The sequence below is a fragment of the Paraburkholderia sp. RAU2J genome (assembly GCF_003634845.1).
Lineage (GTDB): Bacteria > Pseudomonadota > Gammaproteobacteria > Burkholderiales > Burkholderiaceae > Paraburkholderia > Paraburkholderia fynbosensis.
The window spans coordinates 381,569-401,204 of sequence record NZ_RBXG01000003.1; the positions used below are offsets into that span (position 1 = coordinate 381,569).

A 19,636-nucleotide genomic window follows, 5' to 3' on the forward strand; every position below is an offset into this window, starting at 1 on the left:
GAATGGCTTGCGACCATCATTAGATAGGATGACAAATTAAAAGAATCCTGACAGTACCCACGCGCGCAGTACCCGCTGCTATCAATGCTCCGTCCGACGGTCGCTTCCGTTCCGACGCCCTCGAGGACAACACAATGAACGCAGCCAAGCGTGACAAGCTTCCCCCGAACCCACCGAGGTTCAAATGCGCGAGCGCGATCGAATGATGTTCACGTGACGGCCATCATGCGGACCGCTTGGCTCTCGCAACGGTATGCGACGGCGTGATGGCTCCGGCCCCCCGACTTTCAATCAACGCACGCGTACGCTGCGAGATTCGCGCCGCTGCCTCCTGGATCGATTCGACAAGACGGTCCAGATTGGCAAATTCGAGTCGCTGGGTCGGCACGATCACCGCAAGCGAACCGACTGCTTCACCGGAGTCGTCCGTAAATAGCGGCGACGCCAGTGCGGAAACGCTGCTTTCCAGTTCGCCCCTCGACAGATAAAAACCAGCACGCCGGATTTTGAGCAGCGACGCGCGAAACTCGTCGAGTGTCGCCCCAAGGCCGCTTTGCGCAATCTCGTCGGCATACTCATCGAACAGGACGGCGAGCTTGGCCTTCGGAAAGGTGGACAAGATCGCTTTTGGAGCGGCACCGAGAAACAGGGGACGAGGACGACCCCGGCCGTAACGGAGGTCAAGCGCCGCGCCGTGAGTCTCCCGATGCGTGTCCACGAGTTCGTTACCGTACCAGCGCGACATCACCACATCGAAGCCGGAGTGTTCGCTCAACTCACGCATGATCGGCTGCCCGACCGCAAGCAGCGGATCCGACATGCGCAAGTGGTAGTCAAGCTTGATGATGCGAGGGCCGAGACCATAGTCTCCTCCTGCAAACCGGATGAGCAAGCCAGCGTCCAGGAGTTCGCGCACATAGCGATAAGCCGTTGGAATCGAGCAATCGAGTTCGGCGGCAACGTCTTCGACGGACAGGAACGGCTTCGCCTCCGAAAACAGCTCGAGTATGGATAAGAGTCTCGTAATGCTCGACATCTCTGCGCTGCGCCTCCTCATGTGTGAACCGATTATATCCACTGGCAAGAGCGCCATTGACGCGTTCGACGACCACTGCGCGGAAACAGTCGCACGCGAGCCACGCAGCGCCACGCTTATGCAAGCCCCATGCGCTCGGCCATTTCGGCTTGCCAGACACTTCGCGGCCTGAATCCCGATAGCGTTCTTGCGTGGTGTTCGACAGCGGTCATCAGTTCAGCATCGGGCAAGCCGAAGTCCACCGGCACTCGCATCGGCTGGTCGACGTACCAGGGCGTGTCGATGTAGAGCTCGAGGCGGTTGCCCTCGGGATCGCGCGCATAGATCGAAACCGAATTGCCGTGGGTGACGGGGTTGATTTCCTGCAGGCCTTCCGCAATGAACTGCTGATGAAACCGCCTCAGCGTGGCAAGGCTGTCGGCTGTGAACGAAATCTGGTTGATCGGGTTGAACGCCAGGTGCTCGGGGCGGCCGCTCGCGAGCACGATCTGGTGATGCACCGCGGGATCGCGGCTCAAGAATACCAACTGCACAGCGCCGTGCGGCGTCTGCAGCGAACCGCGATCCGTCACGGTGAATTCCATCACCCGCGTATAAAAGTCCTCCACCCGCGCCATGTCGCTCACATAGAAGCCCATGTGACTGAGGGACAGCCCCGCCCTCGCTTTCTTCATACCGTTCATGCTTGTCTCCAAGTAGTGATAAACCCTAACAAAAAACACGTTGTGGCCTTTGTTAAATTTAGTCTATTCTCACTATAAGATAAATGCACGGTTTTTTACGAATCGAAGCGTTGATCCTATCGACTTTTTATCTATCTGGAGTATCAATGAAACTCGCCAGCTTCTCCACCCACCTCGGCTCATCGTTCGGCATCGTTCGCGATGAAACCGTGTTCGACCTTGGCAAGCGTCTTGGCGGCCGCTATCCCGATCTGAAGGCACTGATTGCCGCGGACGCCTTCGGCGAGGCTGCCCAAGCCGCCGATAGCACGCAGGGCGACTACCCGCTGTCGGAAGTCACGCTACTGCCTGTGATTCCGAACCCCGAACAAATCTTTTGCGTGGGACTCAACTACGCGGACCATGTCAAGGAAACCAACCGCGAAACCACCGAACATCCGGTCATCTTCATGCGGGTGCCGGCTTCGCAGGTTGGCCACGGTCAGCCGATGCTGCGTCCGCCCGAGTCGCAGAGGTTCGACTATGAGGGTGAGATTGCCGTCATCATCGGGCGCGGTGGACGACGCATCGCCGAGGCCGACGCGTGGAATCACATCGCTGGCTACGCCTGCTACAACGACGGTTCCGTGCGCGACTGGCAGCTTCATACGGGCCAGTGGGGCCCGGGCAAAAATTTCTATCGCACCGGCGCGTTCGGACCGTGGATGGTGACGAGCGACGAGATCGAACCCAACGCGGTGATGACGCTCATCACCCGCCTGAATGGGCAGGAAGTACAACGCGCGACGACGCAGATGCTGATCCACGGCATTGCCAAACAGATTGCCTACCTGTCGACGTTCACCCCGCTCTCTCCGGGAGATGTGATCGTGACCGGCACGCCTGGCGGCGTCGGCGCGAAGCGCAATCCGCCGCTGTTCATGAGGGCCGGCGACGTGGCGGAAGTGGAGGTTGACCGGATCGGCGTTCTGTCCAATCCGATCGCGGACGAAGCGTAAGAGTCGTAGCCGGGCGCGTTCGTGTGCGCCCGGCGTCTTATCAGGCGGAACAAGACATGTTAGAGAAAACTATTTCGACGCACGCGTGCGACTACGACGTGGCCGTTATCGGCCTCGGGCCCACCGGAGCGACGCTAGCGAACCTGCTGGCAATCGAAGGCTTGCGGGTGCTGGTGCTGGAGAGAGACAAGGACATTTTCGCGCTTCCTCGCGCGGTGCATTTCGACGGTGAATGCATGCGCGTGTTCCAGACCCTCGGTTTAACCGAGAAGCTGCTACCCAGGCTGTTCGTGGGTCCCGGCATGAAATTCGTGAACGGGGAAGGCAAGTTGCTGATCGACTGGCAACGACCGACCTGTATCGGACCGCAGGGATGGAGCGCCAGTTACAAGTTCCATCAGCCAGATCTCGAGAATGCGTTACGCGAGCGCCTCGCGCGGCAATCGAGCGTTGACGTCCGGGTGCGCCACGAGGTGTTCGCGCTTGACGAGGCGGACGATGGCATCCAGTTGCGCTTCGAGGATACGAGCTGCGGCAAACTTGGACATACCACCGCGCGATATGTAGTCGGCTGCGACGGTGCGCGCTCGATTGCGCGACGCTTCATGGGCACCGAACTGACCGACCTGAAATCGCATGAACGCTGGGTTGTGGTCGACGTATTGCTCGACACGCCGCGGCCCGATCTCGGCGACTACTCGGTCCAGTACTGCGACCCGGCGCGTCCGACCACTTACACGCGTGGTCCCGGAAATCGTCGCCGCTGGGAAATCATGGTGATGCCCGGTGATGATGTGACGCAACTCACGTCCCCCGAATGGCTGTGGGACAAACTCGCTCGCTGGATTTCGCCGGCCGATGCGCACCTCGAACGTTCCGCCATCTATACATTTCACTCGGTCGTGGCGAACGGTTGGCGCCGTGGCCGACTGTTTCTTGCAGGCGATGCCGCACATCAAACGCCACCCTTTATGGGCCAAGGCATGGGAGCCGGCATTCGCGACGCGTCGAATCTCGCATGGAAGCTTGGTGCCGTCATTCATGGCGAGGCGCCCGATACCCTGCTCGACAGCTACGAATCCGAACGCTCGCCGCACGTGCGCTTATTTATCGAAACGGCGGTACAACTCGGCTCCGTCATTCAAACGACGAGGCCAGAACTGGCCGATGTCCGTGATGAAGAGATGAGTGCAGCGATTCGCAATTTTGTGACCCCACAACCCAGGCTCGGCCCGGGCGCATGGATCGATGAGCCATCGGGCGTGGCCGGGCATATTGCACCGCAACCCCGCCTGCCGGACGGACGACTGGTGGACGACGTGGTCGGCTATCGGTTTGCGCTGGTTGCGCGAGCGGAGTTGCTCCGTGAATGCCGCGACGTCGTTAATAGCGCTGCGCAAGCGGGCGTCGCAGTTGTGGCCAGCGACGGGGCGGCCGTTCGCGAGTGGCTGGAGTCGATCAACGCGGCAGCGGTGCTCGTCCGCCCCGACCGGTATGTGTACGGCGTCGCGCAGGACGGTGAATCGTTGCAACACCTTCTGCAGCACGCCTTACCCGGCTTGCAAACCGAAGGTGCTGTGGCCGTGTGAGCCTGCAAAATCCGTTGCCACGCGAGACGTCTCGCGCTCAACGCACGTAAATCATCGGACAAAGAAGCCGACAATCAGTTGGAGGAGTCATGGGAATATCCCGCAATCCGGTCGGCGGCGCCGACCGTCGGCAATCATCCGGCTTGTCCCGGTCGCAGTGGAAGATGATTCTCATCGCAAGCCTTGGCGGCTCGCTGGAGTTTTACGATTTCATCGTCTACGGTTTTTTTGCCCATAACATCGCGGCCCAGTTTTTCCCGAGCGCGTCGTCGTTGATCAGCATGCTGGCTACCTTCTCCGTGCTCGCAATCGGGTACGTGATCCGACCGCTCGGCGGAATTGTGCTCAGTAGCTGGGGCGACCGGTATGGACGGCGTCCGGTGTTCCTCGGCTCGATCATTGTGGTCACGACCGCTACGATCTGTCTCGGTCTGCTGCCCAATTATCAGAGCTGGGGCATGACCGCATCGCTCCTGCTGATCCTGCTGCGCATGCTTCAGGGATTTTGCGTCGGCGGAGAAATGCCCGGTGCGATTACCTATGCAGTGGAAGCCGCGCCGCATCGGGCGGGGCTCGCTGCCGGCATTATTATCTGCGCGGTGAACGTGGGCGTGTTGCTCGCCACGTTCGTCAACTTGGGCATCCAGACCTACCTGTCCGCCGCGGACGCGGCGGCGTATGGCTGGCGGATCGCGTTTCTTTTCGGCGGCGTTTGCGGGATTGCTTCCTACCTGATGCGTCGCAATCTTGACGAATCGCCCGAGTTCAAGGAAATGCATGGCGCTGTCGTCAAACAGCCGTTTCGCGAGACCTTGCGACGTCATGGCAAGGCGGTCGCGACGGGCGCATTGTCAATCGCCGTGATGGCTGGCATCAATGGCGTACTTTATGGCCATATGCCCGCTTACCTCGTCCAGCAACTGCACTATGCGCCGCGGACCGCGGCAATCGCCCAGAACGCTTATCTGATCGTCAGTTCCTTCGGTCTCCTGGCCGCGGGCTGGCTTGGCGACAAGATCCCGCGCCGGTACCTGCTTCGAGCGTCGGCGGCGCTGCTGATCGCGTTGAGTTACCCGTTCTATGAAGCGCTGGCGAGTCATACCGTCAATCCGGTGTTGCTGTTTGTGCTTGCCGGCCTGGTTTTTTCACTGGCAAGCGGGACATGGGCGTCGGTGCTCGCCGACCAATTCCCTGTCCAGGTCAGATTCAGCGGAATCGCGCTGGCTTATAACATATCGGTTGTCGCATTCAGCGGCTTTGCGCCGTTGCTGGCGACCATGCTGATTCGCGTAACCGGCTCCCTCGCAGCGCCAGCCTGGTATGTCATCGGCGCATGCACGGTCGCGCTGCTTGCCAGTTATGGGTTGCCGACGGGAAGGTCGGGGGCCGGGTCGCCGTCGAAGACAGATGGACTGAGCGGTGAACTATTGCGTTGAGCCGAATCGACTCACCACGCGGCCCGCCACCGTCCCTGACAAGAAGTATCCATGCCGTTTTTTCGGGAGATTGACGATGAAAGATGCGCCCATTCAGGCCGCCGTCGAGGCGTTGGAACAACAGCGCTGCGACGCCACGGTGGCGGAGGACCTGCCCAAACTGGCGTCACTACTCGACGACGACCTGACGTTCGTCCATTCAGCTGGCTACGTTCATGGCAAGTCGGAGTATCTGTCTTTCCTTACCGAGAAGATCAAGGTACGTCAAATCGTGCGTCCGCAACCGCTCGCTTACAGGTTCCTGCCAGACATGGTGATCACGACAGGTCATCTCGAGCAAACCCTGGCGCACAGGACCGATGGATCGGAGCTCAACATTCGCGCGGTCGTAACGGAAATATGGGTCAAACGCGAGGTCGGCTGGAAACTGCTGCATCTCCATTCTGGGCGCTTGCCCGATTGACATTGCGTTGCTAACCGGCGGCTTTGGCACGACCCCGACTGATCTCTTGACCACCATTCTCGACATATTCGGTGGCGCGCGACCGACATACAACTGGCTGAGCGCTCGACGGTCATCGTCCCCAACTCTCATCTGATCTCGCAGAACCTGCGCAACGTGACGATGGGAGACCGTACCCAAGGTGTGACGACGCTCACGCTCAGTTGTCCACTGGACACCGACCCCGAACAGGTCCAAGGGGCTTCTTAAACCCACGCGGACCAACGGAAATCAGCGGCTCTACAGCCGTGGGATGCTGAGACGGATAGCTATCATCAAGGTGGCTCAGCGTGTCGGCGTCCCCCTTGTCGAGATTGGGGCAGCCTTGGCCGCCACACCCCACGATAGGAAACCCACTGCCGCAGAATGGGCGCAGGTTTCCGCCAGATGGAATGAAGCCTTACAACAACGGATCGACACGTTATTACGCCTCAAAACTAATCTGGAGTCCTGTATTGGATGCGGTTGCCTATCGCTTGGCGAATGTCCGTTAAGGAATCCCGAAGATAATCTGGGAAAGGGGAAATCAGGGGCTGTCTTGCTTGAGGATGGAGAGTCGAATTCGGATGGCAGCCCCTGAACGCCTTACTGCTGCCGTGGCCAACCGCGGCAGCAGTAAGGCGTTCAGGGGCTCAGCGTGAAGACCGTCGAATCAATCGCGAGGCGGCTAGGTTGGGAAGTGAACCGGCTTGCTCATGCCCGCATCGGACAACGCACACAATGCTACGGCCGACCAGTCGTGCGCGGCGCCAATCCCTTGCGAACGCAAGGTCAGGAAGCGGTCGCGCACGAGGCTCGCCAGCGGCATCGGCACACCCAGCGCCTCGGCGGCCGCCAGCATCAGACGGTTGTCCTTCTGGCCGAGCGGCAACGAAAAGCCCGGCGGCTGGAATTGCTGGGACGCGATCAACGGGCCGTAAATCTTGTACGGCGGCGCGTTGAAGTTCGCGCTCGTCAGCAATTCGACGAGGCGCATCGGATCGATGCCCGCCTTGCCGGCCACCGCACATGCCTCGCCCAACGTCTCGATGATCGCGGACAGCATGAAATTGCCGATCAGCTTCACGAGGTTCGCCTGCGAAGGATCCGTGCCGACGATGCCGACCGACTGTCCGAGTTGCTCGAGAAGCGGGACCGCGACGGCGAGATGCGCGTCCTCGCCCGCGGCCATGATGAAGAGCTTGCGCGCCGCCGCGGCGTCGGGCCGGCCAAACACCGGCGCGGACACGAAAGCGAGCCCCGCTTCGCGGTAGCGCGTCGCGTGATCCTGCGCGGCCGCGACGCTAATCGTGCTCATCGAGATATGCATTGCACCCGGCCGCAGCGCGCCAGCAATGCCGGCCTCGCCGAACGTGACGGCTGCATGCGCGGCATCGTCGGCGACCATCGTGAACACGACGTCGGCCGACTCCGCGGCGTGCGCCGGGCTGGCGGCGACATGTGCGCCGGCGGCGCGCAAAGGCTCCGCCCTCGCGGGCGTGCGGTTGAAAACATGCACCTCATGCCCGGACTCGATCAGGTTCATCGCAATTGCGGCGCCCATCGAGCCAAGACCTACAAATCCAATCTTCATGGTGATAATCCAGGAGAACAGTCAAGCGGACACGGGATCGCTCAGACTGCAAGTTGATAGACCTGGCGGCTGACTTCGAGCGTCACGTCGCCGTGCTCGCCCAACGCCGTCATCCCGTGCTCTTCGAGCTTGTTGATCAGCGTGCCGATGGAGCTGCCGCCAATCTGGTAGTCGCGCAACCGGGTCCCGAGCGACATGCGCTCGAAGAACACGCGGGTTGCCGTGATCGCCGCACTGATGCGCTCGTCCTCGCTGCCCTCGGTAATGTTCCAGACGCGCTCCGCGTATTGCAGCAGCTTGGCGTGCTTCTGTTGCCGTCGCACGTTCAGCATGGCCGGCAGCACGATCGCGAGCGTCTGCGCATGATCGAGCCCGTGCAGCGCGGTGATTTCGTGGCCGAGCATGTGAGTCGCCCAGTCCTGCGGCACGCCTGCGCCGATCAGGCCGTTGAGCGCGAGCGTCGCGGTCCACATGAGGTTGGCGCGCACCGCATAGTTGTGCGGCTCGGCAAGCGCCTGCGGGCCCACTTCGGTCAGCGTGATCAACAGCCCTTCGGCAAAGCGGTCCTGCACTTTCGCATCGACCGGATAGGTCAGGTACTGCTCGACGACATGAACGAATGCGTCGACAACGCCGTTGGCGATCTGCCGTGGCGGCAGCGAGTAGGTCGTGACGGGATCGAGCACGGAAAACCGCGGATAGGTGGCTTCGCTGCGAAACGGCAGCTTGTCGCCTTTCGCGCGATGGCTGATCACGCCGCCGTTGTTCATTTCGGAACCCGTGGCCGGCAACGTCAACACACTGCCGAACGGCATCGCGTCGCGCACTTCGACCTGTTTCGCGAGGATGTCCCACGGCTCGCCGTCGAACTTCAGTGCGGCCGCGATGAACTTGGTGCCGTCGATCACCGAGCCGCCGCCGACTGCGAGCAGAAAGTCGAGGTCGCGCTCACGTGCGAACTCGACCGCCTGCATCAAGGTTTCGTAGGTGGGATTCGGCTCGATGCCGCCGAACACGAAAAAGGCACGCTCGCCGAGGGCTGCCTGCACCTGCGCGAGCACGCCATTGCTCTTGATGCTGCCGCCGCCGCACGTAATCAGCACGCGCGCGTTGGCCGGGACCTCGGTGTCGAGTGCGGCGATCTGGCCTTCGCCGAACAGAATGCGAGTGGGGTTGTGAAAGATGAAGTTTTGCATGGGGACCTTGCTTTCCTGCATTGATATGACCGGTCGTCTCAACTGCGGACAAACCCCGCACCGCAGAGCGACTGCGCGCCGCCCGGCGTGCCGACCTCGCTTACTGTTGCTACCGGGACTTGAAAAACAGATCGAACATCGAATGCATACAGGCGTTCAATGGTTCGATCGAGTCCTCCAGCTTCATCCGCAACAGGCTGCCTTCCCACATGTTCCAGAAAAGGTCTGCCATTGCTTCAGCCGGAAGATCGCGGCGCACCGAACCGAACTCCTGTCCTCGGCGCAGGTACGCGGCACAACGCATGCGCCATTCGTCAACTGTCTGGCGCGCCGCACGACGGCACAGATCGCTCGACTGCGCGATCTCGCCGGCAAAATTGCCTAACAGGCATCCGCAACGATCGTCGCAAGCCTCGTAGTCGGCCGCGATGCGCTCGTAGATGCCGCGTAGCGCGAGCAGCGGATCAGGCGCATCCGCTTCGATCGAATACTGCTGCCACTCTGCCGCCTGCTCGTCCGCGTAGTGACGCAGGATCGCCGCGCCAAACGCTTCCTTGCTGTCGAAGTAGTTGTAGAACGAACCCTTCGGCACGCCCGCGCGCGCAACGATGTCCTTCACGCCGGTGCCGTGATAACCGGTTTCGGCAAACAGCGCGACGCCGGCCTCCAGCAGCTTCTGGTGAAAGTCCGCGGTTCTGCGCACAGGCGCTCCCATCGCCGCGCCTCAGGCTCGCCGCGTGGCGAGTTCGGCGCCCTGACGCAAGGCTTCGAGGAGACTGCGCTCATCGGCAATGCCCTTGCCGGCGATGTCGAACGCCGTGCCGTGATCGACCGAGGTGCGGATCACGTCCAGACCGACCGTCACATTGACGCCCGCCTCCAGCCCGAGAACCTTGACCGGACCGTGGCCCTGATCGTGGTACATCGCGACCACCAGGTCGAAATCGCCGCGTCCGGCGCGGAAGAAAAGCGTATCGGCAGGCAACGGACCTTCAATGTCCCAGCCTCGCTCGCGAAGACGCTGCACCGCGGGAACGATCTTTTCTTCTTCCTCGCCATAACCGAACAGGCCGTTTTCGCCCGCATGCGGATTGATGCCGCACACGGCGATGCGCGGATTGGCGATGCCGGCTTTCACGAGCGTCGCATGACCGCGTTCGATCGTGCGCTGCACGAGGCCCGGCTCGATCTTGCGAATCGCGTCGATGATGCCAATGTGCGTGGTCACGTGAATCACGCGCAATTTAGGCGCGACGAGCATCATCGAGACTTCGTCGATGCCGGTGAGATGCGCGAGCATCTCGGTGTGTCCGGGGTACTTGTGACCGCCCGCGTGCAGCGCTTCCTTGTTCAAGGGCGCGGTGCAGATCGCGTCGATCTCGCCGGCTTTTGCCAGCTCGACCGCGCGCGCAATGTAGCGGTACGCGGCGTCGCCCGCGAGTGCCGACAGCTTGCCAAACGGCAGGTCGGCGGGAATCAGCGCGAGGTCGATACACTCGATGCTCCCCAGCTCATAGCGGGCATCCGACGCCTTCTCGATACGACGCACCGTGGCGCTGCCGCCGAGAATCTCATTCGCGCGCTCGAGGCGTGCCGCGTCGCCGATGACGAGCGGGCGGCACTGCTGATAGACCGACTCGTGCGTCAGGCTCTTGACCACGATCTCGGGACCCACGCCGGCTGCGTCGCCCATCGTGATGCCGATGACAGGAAGGTAGTTGCTCATAATGTTTTGGCTGAATTTCGTGGGCTCGTGTTGCAAGCCGTTGAGGGTGTGGAGGTGCCGGCCGGATTGCTGAGTTCCGGCCCGCTGCGCGCGGAGTCGGTCACGCTCCTCAGATGAAGGTAAGCGCCGTACAGCGCATGCTCGCTGCCGAATGCGCCGGCCTTGGTGACAATCGCGAGGTGCTCGCGGCCATGCGCACGCGCTACCGCGACGCCCGGCTCGATCTCCGACAGCAATTGCAAACTGGCGATGTCGACCGCGCTCAGCATCGCTCGCGCGGTTTCGCCACCGGTGGCGATCAGTCCGCTGAGATGCGCAAACGATGGCGCAACGAGCGCCGCCAGCACCTTCGACAGATGCGCACCCTCGGCCGGATCGAACGCCTCGTCGCGCCCGATTCGCAGCAGCAGATCGGTGCGTTCGCCAAGATGCGCGGCCACGCGGGCCTGCCAGGCCGGCCATTGCGGATGCCGCTCGGCGTCTCGCAGCACGGCGGGCGGCACCACGAACTCGGCGATGCCCGCGCGCTCGCGTAGCATCGCGCATTGCCGCTCCGAGACCGCCGAGAGGCTGCCGACCAGAATCAGCACCGCGCCGTCCTGCCTGTCTATCTGCGACGCCGCCGCGTTTTCGTCCGGCGCGGGCGTGGACTGGTCGCTCACCAAAGCCAACTCGCGAGCCAGTCCGCCAGAGCCAACCCAGAAGAACGCGCCGTCCAGCGACGCCGTGGCCTCGGCGAGCGCCCTGAGGTCCGCATCGGTTTGCGCATCGACGACTAGCGCCTGCGTGCCGCTGCACATCACCGCGCCAAGCGTCTCGCGCAATGCCTGCCGATCGCCGCGCAGCGCCGCGACCGTCAGCAGTGCCGTGGTGAGGCCCGCGCACTCCAGCATCGTCGTGAGATCGGCAGAACGCCCAGCGTGTTCGAGCTGCCAGGTTTCAGTCTCTTCGAGCGGAACGCCGCGCACGAAGACCCGGCCGTCACACACGGTACGCCCGGTTGCCGGGTACGCCGGCACGACAATGGCGAGCCCCGCGAGCGGCTGCAAGCCGGCGACTTCGGCGGCCCAGTTGCCGCGCAAGGTGGAATCGATTTTTTTGTACAACCGGCAGGCCGACGCGCCGTACACCTGCCACGCCGCGCTCGTGCAACGTGCCGCGTCAGCGGGCGACATACGGCGCGTGTCGGTATCCACCGCGATCACTTCGGCGTGAGGCATCGCCTGCGCCGCCGTGAGGCTCACCGCCGTGCGCAGACCCGCAGCGGCGAAGGCAATCGCGCAATCCGCGGCGCCGGACAGGTCGTCGGCGAGGATCAGAAGTTTAGTCATGCTCAACGTGTCGCTCCGACGGTCGAGCCGCTCGCTTCCGCACGCGCGGCGGCGCGCTTTGCGACAGCCGCGGTGAGTATGGGCGAGACGATTGCCGTCACGACCACGCAGGCGGCTACCAGCAGCGTCGCGCTTTTGGCGGCTTCAGCGTAGACCGGATTGGCCGCGGCGATCAGCGCCGGCACCGCCGCGCCGTTGCCCGCCGTGTTGGCGGCGGCCACACCAGCGACACCCGTGCCGCCCGTCAGCCGATCGGTCAGGTAAAGGGGAATACCCGTGACGATCACCACGGCAAAGCCGAGGCCGATGCCCAGCAGGCCCGCTTGCCACACCTTGTGCAGGTCGAGGCTCGCGCCGAGCGCCAACGCGAAGAACGGAATCATGACCGGCACGGCGCGGCCAAGAAAGGCGCGCATTTCCCGGTCGAGATTGCCAAGCAGCATGCCGGCCGCCAGCGGCAGGACGCTGCCGACCAGCGTCTGCCAGGGAAACGCCGAAAGCCCGGCCACGCCGAGCGTGACCATGGTGAGGAACGGGCCGGATTCGAGCGACATGATCGTGTACGCGCCGACGTCTTCAGATTTGCCATATTGCCCCATCAACGCCATGTAGAGGCCGCCGTTGGTGTCGTTCATCGCGGCGACCACCGCGAGCGTCGACATGCCGGCGAACAGTCCGGAGGAAACGGGCATCTCGCCAAGAAAATGGCCCAGCACGAAGCCGACGACAATCGCCGATCCCACCTTCGCGGCAAATAGTGCGCCGCCCTTCTTCAGCAGATAGGGCGTCGCCTTGATATCGATGGAGGAGCCCATGCACACGTAGAACACAGCAAGGATAGGCAACGCACCCGTAAACAGCGCATTCGTGAACGAGCCGAAAAATCTCGGCATGCCCGGCAGAAAGGTGGCGATGAGTGCGCCGAGCAGGAGCGGGACGATCATCATTCCGCCGGGTACGCGTTCGATTGCGCGCTTGATGGGTAATTGGGCCATAGTTGTCTCGCGGTTATTTGTGATCGATATGATCACTTTAGTGATCGATTCAATCACTTTGGAGTGTACGCCCGCGCTCCGCTTCGCGCAAATCTTTCTGCAATAACCCTTTTTTCAGGCGGTATTTTGAAATGACGGGGACAATGACTTTCGCCTGAATTGATCGATGCAATCAATTCAGTCAATTGGTCGGAGCAGGCCTGCCTGCGCGGGCGGCACCTTCGCGCGGCGCGCACCTGCCTGCCCCGCCCCATTGCCGCACCAGCCGGTTTGATTACACTTACGCGATTCGACGCCTTTGCACGGCGCACCATCCAGGCAAACCATCACCATGAAAGTTACGAACCGCCGCGAGGCAATGCTGCAGGCCGTCCTCTCCGGCATGACCGATGTCAGCGCGTTGTGCGAGCACTTCGGCATGTCCGAGGCGACGGTCCGTCGCGACCTGCGCGCGCTCGCCGACGAACGGCGCATTGTGCGCACCTACGGGGGCGCGGCCGCTTCGCTCGGTATTCACGAACCCGAGGAATCGCTCGATAGTCGCCGCGAGAGTTTTCGCGAGCAAAAGGAGGCAATCGCGCGCGTGGCCGTGAGCCATGTACAGGATGGCGACACCATCTTTCTCGACGGCGGCACCACCACCGCGGCAATGGCACGTTTGCTCGCCGGCCGCCGCGAGGTTCGCGTTGTGACCAACAATTTGCTGGCCGTCAACACGCTCGCTGCGAGCGAAGTGCCCGTCACGCTGATCGGCGGCGATCTGCGTCCCTCCAGCATGAGCACGCTCGGCCCGCTTGCGCAGCTTGCCTTGAGCCGCCTGTCCGTCGACAAGGCATTTCTCGGCGCGGACGGCGTGGTGGCTGACCGAGGCCTCTGCGAGGCGTCGGCGGAGCAGGCCTACCTGAAGGAATGCGTCATCAGGCAGGCTGCTCAACTCTTCGTACTGGTCACCTCGCACAAGCTGGACCGCGCAAGCCAGCAGCACTGGACACCGCTCGAACGCGACTGGACGCTCGTGACCGATGCCCGTCGCGACGCACCCGAGATGGCGTCATTCCTGTTGCACGGCGAGGTGACTGTCGAGACGGCGCGGTAGCACGCGAGTACGTTGACTGCCTGGTATAACGGCTGCACCGGGTCGCTGTTCAACTCGGCCTGCGAGCAATGAAGTCAATTTCGACGAGCGCGTCACGCGCCAATCCCGTTACGCCGATGCGAGTCCGCGCCGGCAATCTGCCAGTCGGAAAATAAGCTGCATAGACGGCGTTCATCGTCGCGTAATCCCGTCTGAATTCGGTCAGGAAAATCCGCGCCGAAAGAACATGTTCCATCTGCGACAATTCCGTGGAAGTAAGGAAAGCATCGTGCGCGCACCGCTTCGGCAGACCGATCGCACACGCACGACAAGACGATCATTCCGCGAACAAGGCCTTGCGGATGATCGCGTGCACACACCCCAGTTGCCGTCGACGACCTGTGTCACACCAAAGTCGACTGCAACCGATATCAACGAGATTGCTTCGTCTTCGGTAAGACCCTTGGTCGTCATCAGAAAGCGGCGTGTCTTGATGAACGCGTCACGCATCGCGAGATCCAGCGTCGACTTCTCGTAGACCTTGCTCTGCGCGTGCGCGCCGAATGAGTATTCGCATCGTGTTGCAACCTGTCGTTCAGTTAGCCCGATTCGCAAAAAATCCGGCGGCACAGTGGTTTCAACTCACGCGGTCCGCCCGCACTACAGACAAAAGCGAATCTGCGTGAGAGATTCGCATACCTGCCACAAACGCTGGGCGGTCAATTCATCCGTGGCCTGCGTCGCGACACTCGCTTCGCCGATCCTGCGCCCGCGTGCCTCGAGGAAACCTTGTGGTCCGTAATAGCCGCCGCCATCGACGTGGGGCGACGTCGTCGCGTAAAGCGTCGGCAGCGCGCCGGCGGATTCGCTGTTCAGCGCGATGCCGATAACGCGGCCAGCAAGGCCGCGAGCAGCACGTGACAGCGCGGATCGCTCGCCGGAACGAAACAGATTGGTATTCGCGACCCCCGGATGGGCGGCCACAGACATGACACGGGAATTCGTCGCGCGCAGTCGACGGTCGAGCTCGAAGGCAAACATCAAGTTCGCAAGCTTCGACTGGCGATACGACTGCATCGGCGAATAATGCTTCTCGGACTGCAGATCGTCGAAATCTATTCTCCCCTGCTTGTGCGCGATGGAAGCTATCGTCACAATGCGTGGCCGCTCAGGCGATTCAGCCGCGGCAAGTTCGAGAGCGGGCATGAGCAGCGCCGTGAGTGCGTAGTGGCCAAGCATATTGGTGCCGAACTGCAGCTCGAAGCCATCGGCGGTCTCGAGACGTTTCGGCGGCGCCATGACGCCGGCATTGCTCACCAGAATATCAATGCGACGTTGTTCCGCGAGTTCCTTGTGCGCGAACGAGCGGATGGACGCGACGGAAGCGAGATCGAGAATCGCCAGTTCTGCGCGTGCTCCGGGAACTTCGGCTTTCAGACGGGCGAGAGCTTTTTCTGCGCGGCGCTTATCGCGGCACGCCAGGATGACCTGTGCCCCTTTGCGCACCAGCGTCAATGCGGCGTGATAGCCGATTCCGCTATTCGCTCCCGTGATGAGCACTCGCTTGCCGGTCTGCGGCGCAATGTCGTCGGTGGTCCACCGTGTGTGCATGTTGGTCCGGGGCGGCGTGAAGATTGAATACGCGAGGTCGAGACTACCACGGTGGTGATCCGAAAACATATCCGGTGACAATCATGCCGCGAGCCGGCCCAACATGAGACTCGCACCGACATCAATTGCTCTTCGAGTACTGCATCGATTGCTGTTTGCTCGCCCAGTAGGTCTCGGCAGAATGGATGATGCCGGTTGTCATTATCGGAATTCGATTGTGAACACGACATGGCTCCTGAATGACATTTCAGTCATGTCGGAGCATCACTTGAAGTCCGACGAGTGGGCCCGCTTCAACGTGCAGGGGGCGCTTCAGGATTCGGAAAATAAAGCACGCTAAGGTGTCGAGAACTTCCGTCCGACCGGCGCTCCGCGACTATCGCGCTGCAGTTCCGCCCCGCGGGCAAGTGCATGGGAGGCATGCGTATGACGCCTATGTCTGCGACGAGATAGTCGCGTCCCAACCTGTGCCGTAACGCGCGGATTTTGCCTCCCATTTCACGGCAGAGTAGCTGTTTTCAAATGTCGAAGGCATGGAGGCTAAAAACGCTTATGAGAGGTTGACGGGTTCAGTCCGAGGAAGCGGCTTCGAATGTCACTTTCAAGCGTCCAACAGGTGACGCTTTAGGTTGGAGTTGCAACGAGCATGTAGCCGAGGCCCCACACTGTGCGGATATGTCGCGGCGAGGTTGCCTCTGTCTCAATCACCTGTCGTAAGCGAAGAACTTGCACGTCAACGCTGCGGGCGCTCGCCTCATATTGCGACCCGCGCGCGCGCTCTATCAGATTTGCGCGGCTTACGGGACGGTTTGGCGTCTCCGCAAGCGCACACAGGAGACGCATTTCAGCTGCGCCGAGCTCGACGATGCCCGCTTCGTCCGACATCAATTCTCTACGCCGAACGTCCAGCCTGAAGGCGCCGAACCGCAAGCATTGCGACTCGCCTGCGAGCAGCATCTCGCCCCGCACGTTTTGCAGGCGCACCTGAAACTGCTGCCGACGTAACATCGCCCGAACCCGCGCTATCAGCTCGCTCGGCAGAAACGGTTTCGCGAGATAGTCGTCGGCGCCGATCTCCAAACCTACGACCTTGTCCGCCGGATCGCCACGCGCTGTTAGCATGAGGATGGGGATTGTCTCTCTCCGAGCACGCAAGCGACGGCAGATGGACAGTCCGTCTTCGCCTGGCATCATGATATCGAGAATCAACAGGTCGAACGGGTAGCGCTCGATCAATACGTCCAACTCAATGCCGGTCTTCACCGCGCGCACCGAGAAACCTTGTGCCGTCAGAAAGCGTTGCAGCATATTGCGGATTTCAACGTCATCGTCAAGCACGATGATGCGACCGGTTGGCAAATCATCTGACATATGATTAAGCAGACACCTCTAATAAAGCCTGTCTTTTAGTTCCTGTTTCCGATGCTGCGCGGCAAACCGCTTAGCTCTGCTCCAGCGTCGCGTACCATGGTGGGCGGCGACAATCTGGTCGAAGTGGGTTGCGCCGGCCTGCGCGCCTGCGGTTGCAACGGAATATACAAGAATCTCCGCACTGCATGTGTTGGAAAGGTATGTCAAAAGATGTCATCGATTGCGCTGGCCACAACACTGACTGGCGAAAGCCCACGACCGCCCGGCGCCACCCGTACGTACCGGGCATGCCAATCCCTGACTGCTCATATTACAGTTGTCGCTCGTGATCAGCGAGAAAGCGCGTGCGCCCGTGCGTTTGCGGACAGAAAAACAGGCGCCGTCGATGACATTTCTTGACATGATTTGCTAACACCTGGCGTTATGAAATTCGCCTACATTTCTTCGATCGATCGTCTGCTGCAGGTTCTGCGGTGCGCTCGCATTGCGGTCAGTCGCGGCCCCGATCATCACTCGTTTGTGAGCATTGTCCTCTTCCTATGTCCGCTCAGATTCTTCTAATCGACGACGACGCCGAATTGTGTGATGCGATTTGCCGCTACCTGGTAAATTGGGGTTTCGACGTGTCAGTGCTGCATGACACGCGTTCGCTCGAATACCGGCTCAAACACGAACGCCCGGACCTGATAGTGCTCGATCTTATGATGCCGGGCGTCGACGGTTTGACGGCACTGCGCAGGTTGCGCGCATCAGGCGACGACATTCCCGTCTTGATGCTCACCGCCCGCGCCGACGAAGAGGACCGCATCGCTGGCCTTGAATTGGGTGCCGATGACTATCTCCGCAAACCGTTTAACCCGCGTGAGCTGGTAGCACGGATTCACTCAGTGCTGCGACGCCTGGCCGCCGTTCCCGATGCGGCCATTCCCCCACGACGGCAGCCTTACGCATTCGGCGCGTTCACGCTGGACTTTCAGTCGCGCACGCTGAACAGGGGAGAGACGTCTCTTACTTTATCTGCCAGTGAGTTTGCGCTGCTGCAGATTTTCGTTAATTCTCCCATGTGCACACTCACCCGTCGGCGTCTGCTCAAGTCACTTCATGGCCCGGACTCCGAGATTGCCGATCGCGGCATCGACATTCAGGTCTGGCGTCTGCGCCGCATCGTGGAAACTGACCCATCGACACCACGATTCATCCAGACCGTTCGCGGCTGCGGATACGTCTTCGTGCCGGACCTCGAAGAGCATGCTGCCGGCACATCGGCCCACCATTCGCATAACTGAGGTCTCTGGTTGCCCTCCTGCTGCTGATGCGCCTTTCGCGGAACATGCGCTGATTGCTTTTCGAGCGCGACCAGTCGCAAAACTGCTATGCGGTAACAGTGGACACGTGGCGAGCTGGGCGCGAACGCCACGGCAAGGGTAATTGAAGATACGTCGAGCGCCGGCTAACTGACCCATGCAGATGTACGCGATTTTTGAGCGGCCGTTATATCCTGGCCGCTATCCGTGAACTGGACGCAGTTGCGCATCGTCCCTGCGTCGAGCTTCGGCAGGATGCAAAACGGCCGCTATGCATCCCGCCCGCCCACGGGGCGGACACGAATAGACTCAGGTCAATAGTACCCGGGAGCGACAATCAGTGGCGGTCGAGGGACTACAACCAGTGGCCGGGCCATTACTGGACGACCCACCGGAACGACTACACAGCCGCTAAGCACCGCGGCACTCATGCAAAAACCGGCAGGAAGCACAAAACGACGAAGAATACGCGCATTAAGCATTATTTAAACTCCTTTCAATTGAGACTCAGTGACTGGCAGTAGGGATGCGTTCAGGCGTTGCCGCTGGGTGCGATGCGCCGCTCGTGTTCCCAGACCGCAGTCCGCCTTTTGGGGGGGCAAGATTCGAGGTGTTGGTGTCCCTGTCCAGGTCGCCCGCGACTGGACCGCCGGGCGCGACGAGCACGCGGGGATTGATTTCGGTGCGCCAGGCGCGCAGAACTTCCAGCTATCGGCTTGCGCACGGCGGGTTGCTAGCGTTGGGGTTGCCGGAGCGCGCAGCAGCCCCATCTTTCGACCTGATGAGGCGACCCGCTGCGACATATACACAGTTAGACCAGCCGGGGGTATTGAAGCTTGCCTTACAAGCGCTTACCGCTGATGCTGTGCAACAAACTGCTCGATCTGCTCAAGCGTCACATACCCTTGATGCGTAGTATCGATTTCATCGAAATGGGCTGCGACGCGCGGCATACCTGCCTGCGCCTGTTCTTTCGTGAGCTTGCCGTCATGAGTTGCGTTCGCGGCAGTAAAGCGCGCTTCCAATATCTGCTGCATGCTGTTCTGCGCGAACACAGACGACACAGCGAACATCGCAGCCAGAAGAATGAATAAACGTTTCATCAAAGATTCCTTTAAGAAAATGAATGACGTGCACGGAATAGCCAGGGGACGAAGCTCGACCCAGGATTGCCAGCCGGCAGAATTCCAGATCAAGCCATGCCACGACC

General features: G+C 61.2%; 17 protein-coding genes and 3 pseudogenes. 7 read left to right on the forward strand and 13 right to left on the reverse strand.

Annotation, left to right across the window (positions count from 1 at the left end):
* Window positions 1-223: 223 nt before the first annotated feature.
* Both B0G69_RS33175 and B0G69_RS33180 read right to left on the reverse strand, forming a co-directional pair.
* Complete coding sequence (locus tag B0G69_RS33175) at window positions 224-1,036, reverse strand: IclR family transcriptional regulator (RefSeq protein ID WP_121324382.1); 813 nt, start codon at window positions 1,034-1,036, stop codon at window positions 224-226.
* Window positions 1,037-1,152: 116 nt separating this feature from the next.
* On the reverse strand, window positions 1,153-1,719 hold the full coding sequence (locus B0G69_RS33180) for a VOC family protein (RefSeq protein ID WP_121324383.1): 567 nt from the start codon (window positions 1,717-1,719) through the stop codon (window positions 1,153-1,155).
* 146 nt (window positions 1,720-1,865) lie between these two features.
* Here B0G69_RS33180 and B0G69_RS33185 point away from each other — a divergent pair, with 146 nt between their 5' ends.
* The 5 genes and pseudogenes from B0G69_RS33185 to B0G69_RS33205 all read left to right on the forward strand — a co-directional run.
* On the forward strand, window positions 1,866-2,717 hold the full coding sequence (locus B0G69_RS33185; protein WP_121324384.1) for a fumarylacetoacetate hydrolase family protein: 852 nt from the start codon (window positions 1,866-1,868) through the stop codon (window positions 2,715-2,717).
* A 56-nt stretch (window positions 2,718-2,773) separates the two neighbouring features.
* Window positions 2,774-4,306, forward strand: a complete 1,533-nt coding sequence (locus B0G69_RS33190; protein WP_121324385.1) for a bifunctional 3-(3-hydroxy-phenyl)propionate/3-hydroxycinnamic acid hydroxylase — start codon at window positions 2,774-2,776, stop codon at window positions 4,304-4,306.
* 89 nt (window positions 4,307-4,395) lie between these two features.
* Entirely contained in the window at window positions 4,396-5,742 is a 1,347-nt protein-coding gene (locus B0G69_RS33195) for an MFS transporter (protein WP_121324386.1), read from the forward strand.
* A gap of 76 nt (window positions 5,743-5,818) precedes the next feature.
* Window positions 5,819-6,205 (forward strand): nuclear transport factor 2 family protein, encoded by a 387-nt coding sequence (locus tag B0G69_RS33200; protein WP_121324387.1) that lies wholly within the window; start codon window positions 5,819-5,821, stop codon window positions 6,203-6,205.
* A gap of 75 nt (window positions 6,206-6,280) precedes the next feature.
* Window positions 6,281-6,442, forward strand: a pseudogene (locus tag B0G69_RS33205) (mechanosensitive ion channel domain-containing protein); the annotation flags it as partial.
* Window positions 6,443-6,911: 469 nt separating this feature from the next.
* Here the strand turns inward: B0G69_RS33205 and B0G69_RS33215 are convergent.
* The 6 genes from B0G69_RS33215 to B0G69_RS33240 all read right to left on the reverse strand — a co-directional run bounded on the left by B0G69_RS33215 (window position 6,912) and on the right by B0G69_RS33240 (window position 13,065).
* Window positions 6,912-7,817 (reverse strand): NAD(P)-dependent oxidoreductase, encoded by a 906-nt coding sequence (locus B0G69_RS33215; RefSeq protein WP_121324388.1) that lies wholly within the window; start codon window positions 7,815-7,817, stop codon window positions 6,912-6,914.
* A gap of 41 nt (window positions 7,818-7,858) precedes the next feature.
* The gene (gene yqhD / locus B0G69_RS33220; RefSeq protein ID WP_121324389.1) at window positions 7,859-9,013 is read right to left on the reverse strand and encodes an alcohol dehydrogenase; all 1,155 of its coding nucleotides are present in this window, start codon (window positions 9,011-9,013) and stop codon (window positions 7,859-7,861) included.
* Between the two features lie 109 nt (window positions 9,014-9,122).
* Window positions 9,123-9,716: a TetR/AcrR family transcriptional regulator gene (locus B0G69_RS33225; protein WP_121325078.1), complete on the reverse strand. Its 594-nt coding sequence runs from the start codon at window positions 9,714-9,716 to the stop codon at window positions 9,123-9,125.
* A gap of 21 nt (window positions 9,717-9,737) precedes the next feature.
* Complete coding sequence (gene pdxA / locus B0G69_RS33230; RefSeq protein ID WP_121324390.1) at window positions 9,738-10,739, reverse strand: 4-hydroxythreonine-4-phosphate dehydrogenase PdxA; 1,002 nt, start codon at window positions 10,737-10,739, stop codon at window positions 9,738-9,740.
* Window positions 10,736-12,070: a four-carbon acid sugar kinase family protein gene (locus B0G69_RS33235; RefSeq protein WP_121324391.1), complete on the reverse strand. Its 1,335-nt coding sequence runs from the start codon at window positions 12,068-12,070 to the stop codon at window positions 10,736-10,738. The genes pdxA and B0G69_RS33235 overlap by 4 nt, the downstream gene beginning before the upstream one ends.
* Window positions 12,071-12,072: 2 nt before the next feature.
* Entirely contained in the window at window positions 12,073-13,065 is a 993-nt protein-coding gene (locus tag B0G69_RS33240) for a 2-keto-3-deoxygluconate permease (protein WP_121324392.1), read from the reverse strand.
* Between the two features lie 331 nt (window positions 13,066-13,396).
* On the opposite strand from B0G69_RS33240, the gene B0G69_RS33245 reads away from it, so the two are divergent.
* Window positions 13,397-14,161, forward strand: coding sequence for a DeoR/GlpR family DNA-binding transcription regulator (locus B0G69_RS33245; RefSeq protein ID WP_121324393.1), 765 nt, complete (start codon window positions 13,397-13,399; stop codon window positions 14,159-14,161).
* Window positions 14,162-14,210: 49 nt separating this feature from the next.
* Here B0G69_RS33245 and B0G69_RS33250 read toward each other — a convergent pair.
* The 4 genes and pseudogenes from B0G69_RS33250 to B0G69_RS33265 all read right to left on the reverse strand — a co-directional run.
* Window positions 14,211-14,396 (reverse strand): annotated as a pseudogene (locus B0G69_RS33250) (RidA family protein); the annotation flags it as partial.
* Window positions 14,397-14,477: 81 nt separating this feature from the next.
* Window positions 14,478-14,800, reverse strand: a pseudogene (locus B0G69_RS42320) (hypothetical protein); the annotation flags it as partial.
* Window positions 14,801-15,751, reverse strand: a complete 951-nt coding sequence (locus B0G69_RS33260) for an oxidoreductase (RefSeq protein ID WP_121325079.1) — start codon at window positions 15,749-15,751, stop codon at window positions 14,801-14,803. It abuts the pseudogene before it with no gap.
* Between the two features lie 624 nt (window positions 15,752-16,375).
* Window positions 16,376-17,122, reverse strand: coding sequence for a response regulator (locus tag B0G69_RS33265; protein ID WP_121324394.1), 747 nt, complete (start codon window positions 17,120-17,122; stop codon window positions 16,376-16,378).
* A 539-nt stretch (window positions 17,123-17,661) separates the two neighbouring features.
* Between B0G69_RS33265 and B0G69_RS33270 the strand changes: the two genes are divergently transcribed.
* Window positions 17,662-18,408 (forward strand): response regulator, encoded by a 747-nt coding sequence (locus B0G69_RS33270; protein ID WP_121324395.1) that lies wholly within the window; start codon window positions 17,662-17,664, stop codon window positions 18,406-18,408.
* 869 nt (window positions 18,409-19,277) lie between these two features.
* On the opposite strand, the gene B0G69_RS33275 is transcribed toward B0G69_RS33270, so the two are convergent.
* Window positions 19,278-19,622 carry an EF-hand domain-containing protein gene (locus B0G69_RS33275; RefSeq protein WP_241991597.1) on the reverse strand — a complete coding sequence of 115 codons (345 nt, stop codon included), beginning with the start codon at window positions 19,620-19,622 and terminating at the stop codon, window positions 19,278-19,280.
* Window positions 19,623-19,636 lie beyond the last annotated feature (14 nt).